The 13,866-nt window shown below is 58.8% G+C and carries 11 protein-coding genes and 3 tRNA genes; 6 read left to right on the top strand and 8 right to left on the bottom strand.

The genetic code is table 11. The annotated features are described in order from the left end of the window. Positions 1–201: 201 nt before the first annotated feature. A tRNA-Asp gene (locus ACZ5C3_RS14595) sits at positions 202–278 on the bottom strand. A 218-nt stretch (positions 279–496) separates the two neighbouring features. Between ACZ5C3_RS14595 and ACZ5C3_RS14590 the strand changes: the two genes are divergently transcribed. The 4 genes from ACZ5C3_RS14590 (at position 497) to ACZ5C3_RS14575 (ending at position 4,741) form a co-directional block, all read left to right on the top strand. Next, positions 497–799, top strand: coding sequence for an HU family DNA-binding protein (locus ACZ5C3_RS14590; protein ID WP_464030762.1), 303 nt, complete (start codon positions 497–499; stop codon positions 797–799). Positions 800–968: 169 nt separating this feature from the next. Next, on the top strand, positions 969–2,216 hold the full coding sequence (gene pepT / locus ACZ5C3_RS14585; RefSeq protein ID WP_464030761.1) for a peptidase T: 1,248 nt from the start codon (positions 969–971) through the stop codon (positions 2,214–2,216). Positions 2,217–2,258: 42 nt separating this feature from the next. Beyond that, positions 2,259–3,539 carry an FAD-dependent oxidoreductase gene (locus ACZ5C3_RS14580; RefSeq protein WP_464030759.1) on the top strand — a complete coding sequence of 427 codons (1,281 nt, stop codon included), beginning with the start codon at positions 2,259–2,261 and terminating at the stop codon, positions 3,537–3,539. Positions 3,540–3,613: 74 nt separating this feature from the next. Then, positions 3,614–4,741: an acyltransferase family protein gene (locus ACZ5C3_RS14575; RefSeq protein ID WP_464030758.1), complete on the top strand. Its 1,128-nt coding sequence runs from the start codon at positions 3,614–3,616 to the stop codon at positions 4,739–4,741. A 26-nt stretch (positions 4,742–4,767) separates the two neighbouring features. Here the strand turns inward: ACZ5C3_RS14575 and ACZ5C3_RS14570 are convergent, their stop codons facing one another. Beyond that, positions 4,768–5,076 (bottom strand): YciI family protein, encoded by a 309-nt coding sequence (locus tag ACZ5C3_RS14570; protein WP_464044118.1) that lies wholly within the window; start codon positions 5,074–5,076, stop codon positions 4,768–4,770. A gap of 148 nt (positions 5,077–5,224) precedes the next feature. Here ACZ5C3_RS14570 and ACZ5C3_RS14565 point away from each other — a divergent pair. Next, positions 5,225–5,301 (top strand) — tRNA-Val (locus ACZ5C3_RS14565). A gap of 67 nt (positions 5,302–5,368) precedes the next feature. Next, on the top strand, positions 5,369–5,884 hold the full coding sequence (locus ACZ5C3_RS14560) for a hypothetical protein (RefSeq protein ID WP_464044117.1): 516 nt from the start codon (positions 5,369–5,371) through the stop codon (positions 5,882–5,884). An 84-nt stretch (positions 5,885–5,968) separates the two neighbouring features. Here the strand turns inward: ACZ5C3_RS14560 and lon are convergent, their stop codons facing one another. The 6 genes from lon to ACZ5C3_RS14530 form a co-directional block, all read right to left on the bottom strand. Continuing rightward, complete coding sequence (gene lon, locus ACZ5C3_RS14555; RefSeq protein ID WP_464030754.1) at positions 5,969–8,392, bottom strand: endopeptidase La; 2,424 nt, start codon at positions 8,390–8,392, stop codon at positions 5,969–5,971. Between the two features lie 333 nt (positions 8,393–8,725). Then, positions 8,726–10,000 (bottom strand): ATP-dependent Clp protease ATP-binding subunit ClpX, encoded by a 1,275-nt coding sequence (gene clpX, locus ACZ5C3_RS14550; protein ID WP_464030752.1) that lies wholly within the window; start codon positions 9,998–10,000, stop codon positions 8,726–8,728. Positions 10,001–10,616: 616 nt separating this feature from the next. Further along, positions 10,617–11,069, bottom strand: coding sequence for a hypothetical protein (locus ACZ5C3_RS14545; protein ID WP_464030751.1), 453 nt, complete (start codon positions 11,067–11,069; stop codon positions 10,617–10,619). Between the two features lie 203 nt (positions 11,070–11,272). Further along, entirely contained in the window at positions 11,273–11,905 is a 633-nt protein-coding gene (locus tag ACZ5C3_RS14540) for an ATP-dependent Clp protease proteolytic subunit (protein WP_464030749.1), read from the bottom strand. Between the two features lie 223 nt (positions 11,906–12,128). Next, the gene (tig, locus tag ACZ5C3_RS14535) at positions 12,129–13,487 is read right to left on the bottom strand and encodes a trigger factor (protein WP_464030748.1); all 1,359 of its coding nucleotides are present in this window, start codon (positions 13,485–13,487) and stop codon (positions 12,129–12,131) included. A 152-nt stretch (positions 13,488–13,639) separates the two neighbouring features. Continuing rightward, positions 13,640–13,724, bottom strand: a tRNA-Leu gene (locus tag ACZ5C3_RS14530). Positions 13,725–13,866: the final 142 nt, after the last annotated feature.

Genomic DNA, 13,866 nt, shown 5'->3' with positions numbered 1-13,866 from the left:
CGTCCCTCGCCTGAAGCTGATTCTCATTGGGCGCGCCCGAACGCGGGGCGCGGCGCCCCGTAGCTTTACAGGAGTGTCCGCCGAACCTGAAAGGGGCAATGGGAGGGAAGCCCGCTTGAACGCGGAACATGGCTCAATGCCCGATCGCCCGCTGGCGAGTTCCGATCCTAAGTCTCTGAATTTTGGGGATGATCGCGTAAGTGGCGCGAGAGACGGGGCTCGAACCCGCGACCTCCGGCGTGACAGGCCGGCGCTCTAACCAACTGAGCTACTCCCGCGCAGATCGGATGTGATCCGTGCAGGTGGTGGGACTTAAAGGGCTGAACATTCCAAGTCAAGGACGTTGCGAAACACCTTGCACATTGGCTGCTTTTTACCTGTTGATGCGATTAACCGGCTGTTTACGGGCAAAACAGCGTAGTCAGATAGCGTCAGAATCAACTAAGCCCTGATACATCGTATTTTCTTGAGCCAGCACCACCGAGGAGAGCCAAATATGGCGAAAAAAGCCGCAGCTACCCCAGCTACTGTCACCCTCAAGCACCTTGCCGCCGCGCTCGCTGAAGATCATGAATTGTCGAAGAAGGCCTCCGAGGCGATTCTGACCGACCTCGTGACCCGAATCACCAAGCACCTGAAGAAGGGCGAGCGCATCCGCATCGTCGGCCTCGGCATCCTCCAGGTCCGCAAGCGCGCTGCCCGCATGGGCCGCAACCCCGCCACCGGCGAACAGATCCAAATCAAGGCCAGCAAGAAGGTCGCCTTCCGCGCCGCCAAGGAGCTGAAGGAAGCGGTCTGATCGTTTCGATCCAAGGCTTTCCTGATTTGCGCCATCCCGGCCTTCATGGTCGGGGTGGCGTTTTCATTTGTGGCCTGCTTCAGACGCCGAGGATAGGCTGCCTATAGATCGCAACGTCGGACTCGGCCGGCCGCGCGAAAATATCTCTGTCCGTCAGCATGATGTCCCCATGAGCTCCATCACATTCACACACAGCGTCACCGACCGCTTCCTGCGCTACGTCCGCATCGACACCCAATCCGATCCGGAATCGCCCACCTGCCCCTCCACGGCCAAGCAGAAGGACCTGGGCCGCCTTCTCGCCAAGGAGCTGCAGGACCTCGGATTGAAGGACGCCCACATGGACGAGCATGGCTATGTCTATGCGACGATCCCGGCCACGACCGACAAGACTGTTCCGGTCATCTGCTTCTGCTCGCATATGGACACTTCGCCGGACTGCACCGGCAAGGATGTGAAGCCACAGATCGTCCGCAACTATCAGGGCGGCGACATCGTGCTGCCGGCCGATCCATCCCAAATCATCCGCGCCGCCGACAATCCGGCCCTCGCCGACCAGATCGGCAATGACATCGTCACGACCGACGGCACCACCCTGCTCGGCGCCGACAACAAGGCGGGCGTGGCAGAGATCATGGATGCCGCTCAGTTCCTGCTCGCCAACCCACAGATCAGGCATGGCACCATCAAGATCCTTTTCACGCCTGACGAGGAAATCGGCCGCGGCGCCGACAAGGTCGACCTGAAGAAGCTCGGCGCCCAATTCGGCTACACCATGGATGGCGAAAGCGCCGGTCATCTGGAGGACGAGACCTTTTCCGCGGATGCCGCCATCATCACCATCCAGGGCGTCAGCGTTCACCCCGGATTTGCTAAAGGCCAGATGGAGCATGCGCTCAAGATCGCAGCGCGCATCATCGATCGTCTGCCGAAAGATCTCGCCCCTGAAACGACCGAAGGGCGCGAGGGCTTCCTGCACCCGACCGGTCTGAACGGCGGCCTCGACAGCGCGACGCTGGCGCTGATCGTGCGCGACTTCACAGAAGAAGGTCTCAAGCAAAAGGAAGCTCTGCTCGAGCAGATCGTCCGGAATGTCATGACCGACTTTCCGCGGTCGTCCTACAAGTTCGAGGTCAAGCAGCAGTACCGCAACATGAAGGTGGTTCTCGATCGGAATCCCGAGGTCGTCGACAACGCGATCGAAGCGATCCGCCGCGCCGGGCTCTCGCCTATCAAAAGCAGCATTCGCGGCGGAACTGACGGCTCACGATTGTCCTTCATGGGGCTGCCCTGCCCGAACATCTTCGCCGGCGAGCACGCGTTTCATTCCCGGCTGGAATGGGTCAGTGTCCAGGACATGGAAGCTGCGGTGCGGACCATCGTGCACCTGGCGATGGTCTGGGAAGAGCGCGCGTGATCTCGCGGACATGCGGTCCAATCCCTTATAGTGCGGACGTGCATGCGCCGATCGATTGATATTGCAGTTGTCGGCGCCGGTGTGGCTGGGCTCGCAACTGCGGCGATGCTCAAGATGGCCGGGCACAACGTTGTCGTCTTCGAACGGTTCTCCACGTCACTGCCGCTCGGCTCAGGCCTGATGCTGCAGCCGACAGGCCTCGCCGTACTGGAACGGATGGGCCTGCGGCACACCATCGAAGCGCTCGGGCACCGCATCGAGCGCTTGTATGGCGCGACCGACAAAGGCACACAGATCTTTGATCTCGCCTATGCAGACCTCGACCCGGCCTATTACGCCATCGCGGTCCACCGTGCGTTGCTGCACGGTGTGCTCTGGGAGAACTTCAAGACCAGTGGCGCGGCCCTTGAAACGGGACGACAGATTAGCGGCTTCGAACTGCAATCGGACTCAAGGGTCAAGCTGAAAACCAGCGCGGGCGTCATCAACGGCACCTTTGATCTTGTCGTCGATGCCTCGGGAGCAAATTCCGCGCTGCGCGCACTTGTCACTCCCGATGCGGCGCATCAGTTCACCTACGGCGCGGTCTGGGCAAGTATCCCCGACATCGGCATTGCACCCGGCTCCCTGTCCCAGCGCTATGTCGCAGCAAGGGAGATGGTCGGTTATCTGCCGATTGGCCGTGTCACCAGCGAAGGACCACCTCTTGCCGCGTTGTTCTGGAGCCTGAAGCCAGCCGAGTATCAGACTTGGCGGGAAAACTTCGAGCACTGGCGCGAGTGTGTCATTGCACTCTGGCCTGAACTGACGCCGGCTATCACGCGGCTTGCCGGTCCCGACGACCTCACGCTGGCGAGCTACACACATTTTACAGCCCGGCGTCCGTTCAAGGGCCCTGTCGTCCTTGTGGGCGATTCCGCTCATGCGACATCGCCTCAGCTTGGCCAAGGCGCCAACAATGGATTGCTCGATGCATTGGCTCTGAACGACGCCCTTGCAGACAACGATGATCTTGATATTGCGTTGTCGGCATACGCGAAAACGCGGCGCGGCCATGTCCGCTTCTATCAAATGGCGAGTGCGATCATGACGCCATTCTTTCAGTCCGATTCACTCACGTTTTCGGCACTGAGGGATGTGTCTTTCAACCACTTGAAGGTCATCCCTTATCTGAGACGCGAAATGGTCCGCACGCTGGCTGGCCTGAAAACAGGCATCTTCAGCCATACTCTCCCCGAAGCCATCGCCGGCCTGAAACCTGGTATCGCTCACCCCGCAGATGTCCGCTCTGCAACTACGGAATGGGACAACGTCGCCCCATAAAGGTCCGCATCGCTTAACTTTCCCGATCGCGATGCTAGATTACACCCGGTGCTGGTAGCTGCGCTGGACGCGTAATGACTGACAAACGGTTAGATGCCTTGGACGGCTTGAGGGGTGTCGCCATCCTGTTGGTGATGGGCTTTCACTATTTCTACCATCTCGAATCCGCCTACTATAAATCGCACCTCTATCCCTACGGAGAGACCTTCACCGGTGTTCCGTTATTCAAGTACGGCTATCTCGGCGTTGAGCTGTTCTTCATCATCTCGGGATTCGTCATTGCGTTGACGCTGGAGAAGTCCGGCTCGCCGCTTGAATTTCTGCTGCGCCGGTTCGTGCGCATATGGCCTGCGCTGCTGTTCTCCGCGGTGGTCACGTTCTTCTTACTCAATTGGTCTGATGCGCCCTTTGCTCTTACGCGCCGGCAGATGTGGCCGAACTTCCTCCCTTCACTGACATTGACGCCGACCGTTCTGTGGTCCGGCGCGTTTCCCCACGTCGATTTCGTAACGGGGGTTTACTGGTCGCTGGTGGTGGAAATTCGCTTCTATTTGATTGCGGCCCTCCTGTTCTGGGGGCTTTCAGGCAAGAACTTCGCGCGCAATCTGACGATCTTCGCGTTGGTGGACTGCTGCATCTGGTTCTTGATCAGGCTTTTTTCCCTGCACGCTGGAGAACTCTACGACATAGCTTTAGTGCCTGAGTTCATGCCGTGGTTTGCGGCCGGCGCCTTATTCTACGAGCTGTATCAAAACCGGATTTCACAGCAGCTCGCCTTCGCGCTGCTCGTGGCTGTGTTCATCCCGATCTGCATCAGCAGCACTCACTACGCGATCATCAGCCGAAATCCGGTGGTCGCAAGCGGCATTGCGCTTCTCTTCATCGCGACATTCTGGCTGCTGATCGCGAAGAACGGGCGTATCAACATTCTACAGGCGAAACCGCTGGTCTGGGTCGGCGAGTGCAGCTACTCGATCTACCTCTTTCACTACGCTGTCGGCATGATCCTGATTTCGAGCATCTCGAAATCCATCGGCCTCCCCGCGCAGGTGTCGTTGGCACTCGGGGCTTCGCTGCTGGTCCTGATCCTCGGCCGCGTCTCGTTCCGGCTGATTGAAAACCCCAGCCGACGCTATCTGACCAAACTTCTGATCAACCGCACGCCAAAGCCGACCACGCCGCTGCCAGCATCGGCTGGATGACAGCACCCCTGGCTGAAAATTTCTTCTCAGGCGCGCATGCGCAACTGAAGCATGGGCAGCACATCGTACCTGGCGCCGATGCCGGCCTTGATCATGGGATCATCGGAAACGGTTGCCTGAACGTCCTCGGCATTCTGGTCATCATTTGCGACGAACAGGGACATGCCCCATCCGCCGGCCGGATCAGCGACCGGTCCATGCGCAACAAGATTTCCTTTTTCCAGCAAGCGCTGCAGGAACTCCCCGTGCTCTTTCATGAGTGACTTCTGGTCCGGTGTCATGGTCCTGATGAAATCGGGCGCAGGCGGAACGAAACGGCACAGGAAATACTTCATCGGACACAACCATGCTCACTGAAGACACTTGAAAGCTGCCCGCCGCAATGCCGGGCGGGGATGTCTAGTTCGCTAAAATGGCGGAGCCGTGACAAACCGTATTAAGGCTTGCGCAGATTTGCGCGGCAGTGCAAATACAAGCTCTGGAGGGCGGTTAGCTCAGCTGGTTAGAGCATCTCGTTTACACCGAGAGGGTCGGGAGTTCGAATCTCTCACCGCCTACCATCCCCTTGAACCACTTTCAATTTCATCGCGTCAAACCGGGACGGACTTTCCCGTTTCGAGAACGCCTATGAAAAAGTGGTTTGCGCTTGCACTCGCAGTCGCCACCCCGCTCCTCATTGCCGCAGCGATTGCGGTATGGATGACCCTGCCTCACTACATCGACTTGCGGATTCCGGTTACCCCCCAGGAAAGCGGCGGCGACTTCTGGCGGGAGAAGCAATATTCATCCCTCGGCTACGCCCACGTCACCGGCACTCTCTGGGTGCACCGTGAGGTGGGAACAGCCTATCCAGAAACCCAGGGTTGGAAGTCAGTGCCGGAGATCCAGGCCTTCTTCGATACGCAGCTTCGCAAACGTGGATGGAGCAATGTCTCGGAAGGCGGCAATAACGCCCTGCTTCCTGAAAGCCGCCTTGTGGACAAATCCATGGTGAGAACCTACACGCGCCCGGGAGACGACGAACCTCCTGCCCAGGTTTTCGTGGCCGTCTGGCACGAGGATGGCGCAGCCGGCTTCAACGTGGTTCTTGTGACCGCGAACCCATCCCCGCTATATCGCGCGGCGAACGGTTTCTTCGATTAGCGTGTCGATCGCGGCCAATCGCTCGAAAGATCCAAACAAAAACGGCGCCCGAAGGCGCCGTTTCCGTTCACTCTCTTGTTCGCGTCAGTGCGCGGTCAGCCCCGAACCCTCGTCCGACGTGTCGGACTTGGTCGGCACGGCCGTATCCTCTTCCCAGACGATCGGTGTCGGAGCCCGCACCAACGCCTTGGACAAGACGTCGTCCATTCGCGAGACCGGGATGATCTCCAAACCGCCCTTGATGGCGTCGGAAATCTCCGTCAGGTCCTTGGCGTTGTCCTCAGGAATGAAGACCGTCTTGATGCCGCCACGGGCAGCAGCAAGCAGCTTCTCCTTCAGACCGCCGATCGGCAGCACGCGGCCCCGCAGCGTGATCTCGCCGGTCATGGCGACATCATGCCGGATCGGAATGCCCGTCAGCACCGAGACGATGGTGGTTGCCATCGCAACACCGGCCGACGGTCCATCCTTCGGCGTCGCGCCTTCCGGCACGTGCACGTGGATGTCACGACGATCGAACAGCGGCGGTTCAACGCCGTAAGTGATCGCCCGTGAGCGGACGTAAGATGCAGCAGCCGAGATCGACTCCTTCATCACGTCGCGCAGGTTGCCCGTCACGGTCATGCGGCCCTTGCCGGGCATCATGACACTTTCAATGGTGAGCAACTCGCCGCCGACATCCGTCCACGCCAGACCGGTCACGACACCGACCTGATCGTCCTGCTCGATCTCGCCGAAGCGATACTTCGGCACGCCGAGGAATTCCTCAAGGACTTCCTCCGTCACCTTCACCGACTTCTTCTTCGAGATCATCAACTCCTTCACGGCCTTGCGGGCCAGCGTCGAAAGTTCACGCTCGAGGTTACGCACACCCGCTTCACGGGTGTAGCGGCGGATCATCAGCAACAGCGCACCGTCATCGATCGAGAACTCCTTCGAGTTCAAACCGTGCTTGGAGATTGCGCTCGGGATGAGGTGCTTGCGCGAAATCTCAACCTTCTCGTTCTCCGTGTAGCCGGCGATCCGGATGATCTCCATGCGGTCCATCAGCGGGCCGGGAATATTCAGCGTATTCGCGGTCGTGATGAACATCACGTTCGACAGGTCGTAGTCGATCTCCAGGTAGTGATCGTTGAACGTCGCGTTCTGCTCAGGGTCGAGGACCTCGAGCAAAGCCGACGACGGATCGCCACGGAAATCGGACCCCATCTTGTCGATCTCGTCGAGCAGGAACAGCGGGTTCGACGTCTTCGCCTTCCGCATCGACTGGATGATCTTGCCAGGCATCGAGCCGATGTAGGTGCGGCGGTGACCACGGATTTCCGCTTCGTCACGCACACCACCCAGCGACACGCGCACGAACTCACGTCCGGTCGCCTTCGCGATCGACTTGCCGAGCGAGGTCTTGCCGACGCCCGGAGGGCCAACGAGGCACAGAATCGGACCGGTCAGCTTGTTGGCACGGGACTGCACGGCGAGATACTCGACGATGCGATCCTTGACCTTCTCAAGCCCGTAGTGATCGCTGTCGAGAACTTCCTGCGCGGCAACGAGGTCCTTCTTGACCTTGGACTTCTTGCCCCATGGGATCGACAACAGCCAGTCGAGGTAGTTGCGCACGACCGTTGCTTCGGCGGACATCGGAGACATCTGCCGCAGCTTCTTCAATTCATGCTGAGCCTTCTCGCGAGCTTCCTTCGAGAGCTTGGTCTTGGCGATTTTCTCTTCCAGATCAGCCAACTCGTCGCGACCTTCGTCGTCGCCGAGCTCCTTCTGGATCGCCTTCATCTGCTCGTTCAGGTAATACTCGCGCTGGGTCTTCTCCATCTGGCGCTTGACGCGCGAGCGGATCTTCTTCTCGACCTGCAGCACAGAGATCTCGCTCTCCATCAGGCCCATCACCTTCTCAAGGCGTTGGGAGACGGACAGCGTTTCCAGGATCGCCTGGCGATCGGAAATCTTCACGGCGAGGTGCGAGGCGATGGTATCCGCCAGCTTCGCGAAATCCGTGATCTGCTGAACGACACCCACCACTTCGGCGGAAATCTTCTTGTTCAGCTTCACGTAGCTTTCGAAGTCGGAGACGACCGAACGCGACAAGGCTTCCGCTTCGACGCTGCTGGCATCGACATCGGCGAGCGCAACCGCGCTGGCTTCATAGAAGTCAGTCCGATCGGAATACTTGTCAGCCTTGGCGCGCTCCAGACCTTCGACCAGCACCTTGACGGTGCCGTCAGGCAGCTTCAGGAGCTGCAACACGCTTGCGAGCGTGCCGATCTCATAAATGGAATCCGGTGTCGGATCGTCATCGGACGCGTTCTTCTGCGTCGCGAGGAAAATCAGAGCATCGTTCTTCATCACCTCTTCGAGCGCCTTGATCGATTTCTCGCGGCCGACGAACAGCGGCACGATCATGTGCGGGAAAACGACGATGTCGCGAAGCGGCAATACTGGGTAGGAATGGCTTTCGCCGTGAACGATGGTTGGACGAGGCTTTGAGGCAGTCATGCCCATATTCCTTATGTTGCGCCCCCTTGCACGCAGTCCGCCGTTCAGACGCAACCACCACAAGGTGCCGTGTGTGCCGGAAAGGAAAGAGCTCTTTTGAGCCAACGGCCGCTAACGCGGCCTCTCACCTGCCCGGGTAGATTTGCAGCGAATCTCGAAGGCCAAGCTCCGCAGCCTGACATTAGGTGGCGATGGCTTAGCGGGGTGTCAAGTGAACGGAAAACCCCAGTGGTTGTAGGCTTATTCCAACCCACAACTTCCTCAAAAACAAAAGGCTGCCGGTTTAATCCGGCAGCCTTTTGAACGGAACCTCTCACCTTCCAGCGACTGAAATCAGGCGCTGGCGCTGGTTTCTGAGGCGCGGTCTGACCGATCCGCATAAATGTACAGCGGACGGGCCGTCGCCTCGACGACTTCACGGGAGATCACAACTTCTTCAACCCCTTCGAGGCCTGGAAGATCGAACATGGTCTCCAAGAGGATGCTTTCGAGGATCGAACGCAAGCCGCGTGCACCGGTCTTGCGCTCGATGGCCTTGCGAGCCACCGCGCCAAGCGCTTCATCGGCGAATGTCAGCTCGATGTTCTCCATTTCGAACAGCCGCTGGTACTGCTTCACCAGCGCGTTCTTTGGTTCGACCAGAATCTTCTTGAGCGATGCCTCGTCGAGGTCTTCCAGCGTTGCAACCACTGGCAGACGTCCGACGAACTCAGGTATCAAGCCATACTTCAACAGATCCTCGGGCTCGACTTCCCGGAAAATTTCGCCAGTGCGGCGATCTTCGGGAGCAAGCACTTGGGCGGCGAAGCCGATCGACGTGGTCCGACCGCGCGACGAGATGATCTTCTCGAGGCCGGAGAACGCGCCACCGCAGATGAAGAGGATGTTGGTCGTATCCACCTGCAGGAATTCCTGCTGCGGATGCTTGCGGCCGCCCTGCGGAGGAACCGAGGCAACGGTGCCTTCCATGATCTTCAGCAAAGCCTGCTGCACGCCCTCACCCGACACGTCGCGCGTGATCGACGGGTTGTCGGACTTGCGCGAGATCTTGTCGATTTCGTCGATGTAGACGATGCCGCGTTGAGCGCGCTCAACATTGTAGTCGGCCGCCTGCAACAGCTTCAGAATGATGTTCTCGACATCTTCGCCGACGTAGCCCGCTTCAGTGAGCGTCGTTGCGTCCGCCATCGTGAACGGCACATCGAGGATGCGCGCTAGCGTCTGCGCAAGCAGCGTCTTACCCGAACCAGTCGGACCGATCAGCAGGATGTTCGACTTCGCGAGCTCGACGTCGTTGTGCTTGGTCTGATGGTTGAGGCGCTTGTAGTGATTGTGAACCGCGACCGAGAGCACCTTCTTGGCGTGCTGCTGACCGATCACGTAATCATCAAGAACCTTGCAGATTTCCTTTGGCGTAGGAATGCCGTCGCGCGACTTCACCAGCGAGGATTTATTTTCCTCACGGATGATGTCCATGCACAACTCAACGCATTCATCGCAAATGAAGACCGTCGGGCCCGCGATAAGTTTGCGGACTTCATGCTGGCTCTTCCCGCAGAACGAGCAATAAAGAGTGTTCTTGGAATCGCTCGTACCGACCTTGCTCATTCCTGTCTCCGTCCGCAGCAGATCTTATCCAGGGATTGCCCCATCCCGACACACGCCGGCATGACGTGTAGATAGGAGCAAAAACCGTACCAGAAAAGACCTGTCACCTCAGTTGTCATACGAATCGCAGGCCTGCCGAATCCCGCGATCACCGTAACCTTACATAGCCTAGCCAATCATGGTGCCATCCGACTATCAAGAATTCGCTAATCGGGGGGATATTAAACTTCCGGATACTAGCCGAATTTCGTGCATTTTCACGGCCAGACCCGGGCGAATTCATTGCAGCGTTGCGCGAATGACACGTGTTCCTGGCCCGCGGAACCCCCGATTAACCCTGTGGAACAGCTTACCGCCCCTCTCAGCCCGGCACGCGAACCGCTCCACAGCCTGGACAATGCGCGCGCCGCGTCGAGGTTGCGCCTCTCCGGCACGTTTGTCCCGACATACGAGATGCCAGTCACATTTTGAAACGCCATCCTGATTCATTGTTATCGATAATCTTCAGGGATCAGACCGCCAACGATATTTCCGGTACCAAATGCCAGCTATGCATTTGATCACCGAAGATCGTAGTCGCAGGTCACGCAGAGTGTGCACACTGAGCGATGTTCATTCACGGCACGATCTTCAGTGTGAAGCTGGTCGCCGCTGCACGTCCGTCCGAATCCTTGAGATCGATACGCAAGACATGATCGCCGGCCGGCAGCACTGCGTTCGGCATGTCGATGCCCGAAGCTTCAGTAAACGGTTTCAATCGCTGTGTGAGATCGACAGCCGGATTCTTCACGTACGTCACCTTCAAGCTCTCGATATCGATCTTCGCGCCTCCGAACGACTGAAACTTCACCCGGAAATGGATTGGAGCGCGCGCAGGGCTTCCCTCCGCGAGATGCTCGATGCGTGGCCCGCGCGTGATGCCGCGGGTTTTGTCCGAGGACTCTTTCGGTGGGGGCAATCTGGCTTCGTCTTCGGTGATCAAAACATTATTGGCATAAGCGTGGGCCGAAACCGCGAGCATGAAGCCGGCGACCCAAACCAGGCCGCACGCACGCATCAAAATTCCCATTCTGAAATCTCCCGCCCGCCATGCGCGCAGATAGTACACGACGTGTTCCAATCGCGACAACGCGCACGATGAGGCGGACTTTGGATTCGGGACGCTAGAATGGTCCCATATTACCGCGACTGATCACCGACCGCCCACGCTAACAAAAAAAGCGAACGCCGGACCGGCGTTCGCTTTGAAATACTTGCGTCGAGGCAGAGCTTTTACAGCGCCTTCGGCGTCGCGTCCTCAGTACGCTTGTCGATGACCTTGTCGACAATGCCGAATTCCTTCGCCATGTCGGCGGTCAGGAACTTGTCACGCTCGAGCGCATCCTCGATCGCTTTGTACGTCTGGCCTGTGTGCTTGACGTAGATCTCGTTGAGACGCTTCTTCAGGTTCAGGATTTCCTGAGCGTGCAGCATGATGTCGGTCGCCTGGCCCTGGAAACCGCCGGAGGGCTGGTGAACCATGATGCGTGAATTCGGCAATGAGAACCGATTGTCCTTCTCACCTGCGGCAAGCAAAAGTGAGCCCATCGATGCAGCCTGCCCCGTGCACAGCGTGTGCACCGGCGGACGGATGAACTGCATCGTGTCGTAGATTGCGAGGCCCGATGTCACCACGCCGCCGGGCGAGTTGATGTACATCGAGATTTCCTTCTTCGGATTCTCGGCCTCGAGGAACAGAAGCTGCGCGACGACGAGCGTCGACATGCCGTCTTCGACCGGACCGGTCACGAAGATGATGCGCTCTTTCAGAAGACGCGAAAAGATATCGTAGGCCCGCTCGCCGCGGTTGGTCTGCTCGACCACCATCGGCACGAGGTTCATATAGGTTTCAACGGGATCGCGCATTTATCACCTGAAGGTTGGCGGAAACGGACGCCTTGTGATGCAAAACGTATGGGCCCTACAGATATGAGCCAGCGGCCCCATCACAAGACCGGCAAACCCAATCCCCGCAGGGCCTTAAAGTCGCATCAGTTGAAGCTGATTCGAGCAGCCCCGGAAAGCGAAGCGGCCGCACCGCTTCGCCCATTTGGATCGTATCGTTAACGCGGGCTCAACCCCTGAGGGATCAGGCGGCCGTCTTATCGTCCTCTTCCTTCATCAGGTCCTCGCGCGAGACCTTCTTCTCGGTCACGGTGGCGAGTTCAAGAATGAAGTCGACGACCTTGTCTTCGTAAATCGGCGCGCGAAGCTGGGCGAGCGCTTGCGGGTTGTTGCGATAGAAGTCCCAGACTTCCTTTTCGCGGCCCGGCGACTGACGCGCACGGTCGATCAGCGCACGGCTCACTTCGTCGTCGGTGACGGTGATCTTGTTCTTTTCGCCGATCTCGGAGAGTACGAGACCCAGGCGCACGCGGCGGTCGGCGATCTTGCGATACTCTTCCTTCGCGGCTTCCTCGGTGGTGTCCTCATCGGCAAATGTCTTGCCGGTGGAATCCATTTCCGCCTTGATCGAGTTCCACATCAGGTTGAACTCTTCCTCGACCAGCGACGGCGGCGGATCGAAGCGATGCGTTTCGTCGAGACGATCGAGCAGGATGCGCTTCACGCGCTGACGCGACGCGCCGGAGAATTCGATCACGAGGCGCTCTCGCATCGCTTCCTTCAGCTTGTCGAGCGATTCCATGCCGAGGGTCTTGGCGAACTCGTCGTCGACCTTCGACTCCTGCGGAGCTTCAATGAGACTCGCGGTGGTCTCGAATTCCGCGTCCTTGCCGGCGAGGTTCGGAGCTGCATAGTTCTTCGGGAACGACGCCTTGACGGTGCGGGTCTCACCAGACGCAATGCCGATCAGCTGATCTTCGAAGCCCGGGATGAATGTGCCCGAACCGATCACAACCTGGATGCCCTCGCCGGTGCCGCCGTCGAACGGCACGCCATCAATCGTACCCTTGAAGGCCACGGTGACGCGGTCGCCGGATTCTGCCTTCGCGCCCTCGCCCTTGTCCGCATACGGACGGCTCTGGTCGGCGATACGCTTCAGCGCTTCATCGACGTCAGCGTCGGTCACTTCAGCAACCGGCTTCTCGACATTGAAGGTCTTGAAATCGGCAAGCTCAATCGGTGGCACGACTTCGATCGCGACCGAGTACTTGAGATCGGACTTGCCCTCGAGGATCGCTTCGATTTCCGTCGCTTCCGTCGGCATGGTGACCTTCGGCTCCGACGCCAAGCGGAAGCCGCGCTCGGAGAAGATTCCCGCGTTGGTATCGCGGATCAGCTGCTCAACCGTCTCAGCGGCCACCGAACGGCCGTAGACCTTCTTGAGATGGGAGACAGGAACCTTGCCGGGACGAAATCCGTTCATGCGAACCTTGTCTTTCATATCGACAAGACGAGCATCGACCTTGGCATCGATATCGGATGCTGGAACGCTGACCTGAAATTCGTGCTTCAATCCCTCGGAAAGGGTTTCGGTGACCTGCATGGCGTCAATCTTCTTCCGGTCTCGCCCGGCCGGCGGCCGGGTCGTTGTCAATGTATTGGACGATGCCGTTCAGCATACGCCTGTGGTGCGGCGAAAGCGTTCCGGCAATGGCACGCTCCCTCCAAAATCTCTTGCGCAGACGAAGATCGCGCTGGTGCGGGCGGAGGGACTCGAACCCCCACAACTTTCGTCACTGGAACCTAAACCCAGCGCGTCTACCAGTTCCGCCACGCCCGCGCAGCGCTCATCGTCAGGCGGCACAGCCGCGAGCGGCGGGCTTATAGCATGGGGCGGCCGGTTCGCAGCAAAAAAATGGCTTTTGCAACGCGATCTTAAGCGCACAGCGACCAGACGTCCGCTGGACATCCTGGATAGAAGG

The sequence above is a fragment of the Afipia dichlorophenoxyacetatis genome, assembly GCF_055386385.1.
This window is presented reverse-complemented; position numbering and strand designations above follow the sequence as displayed.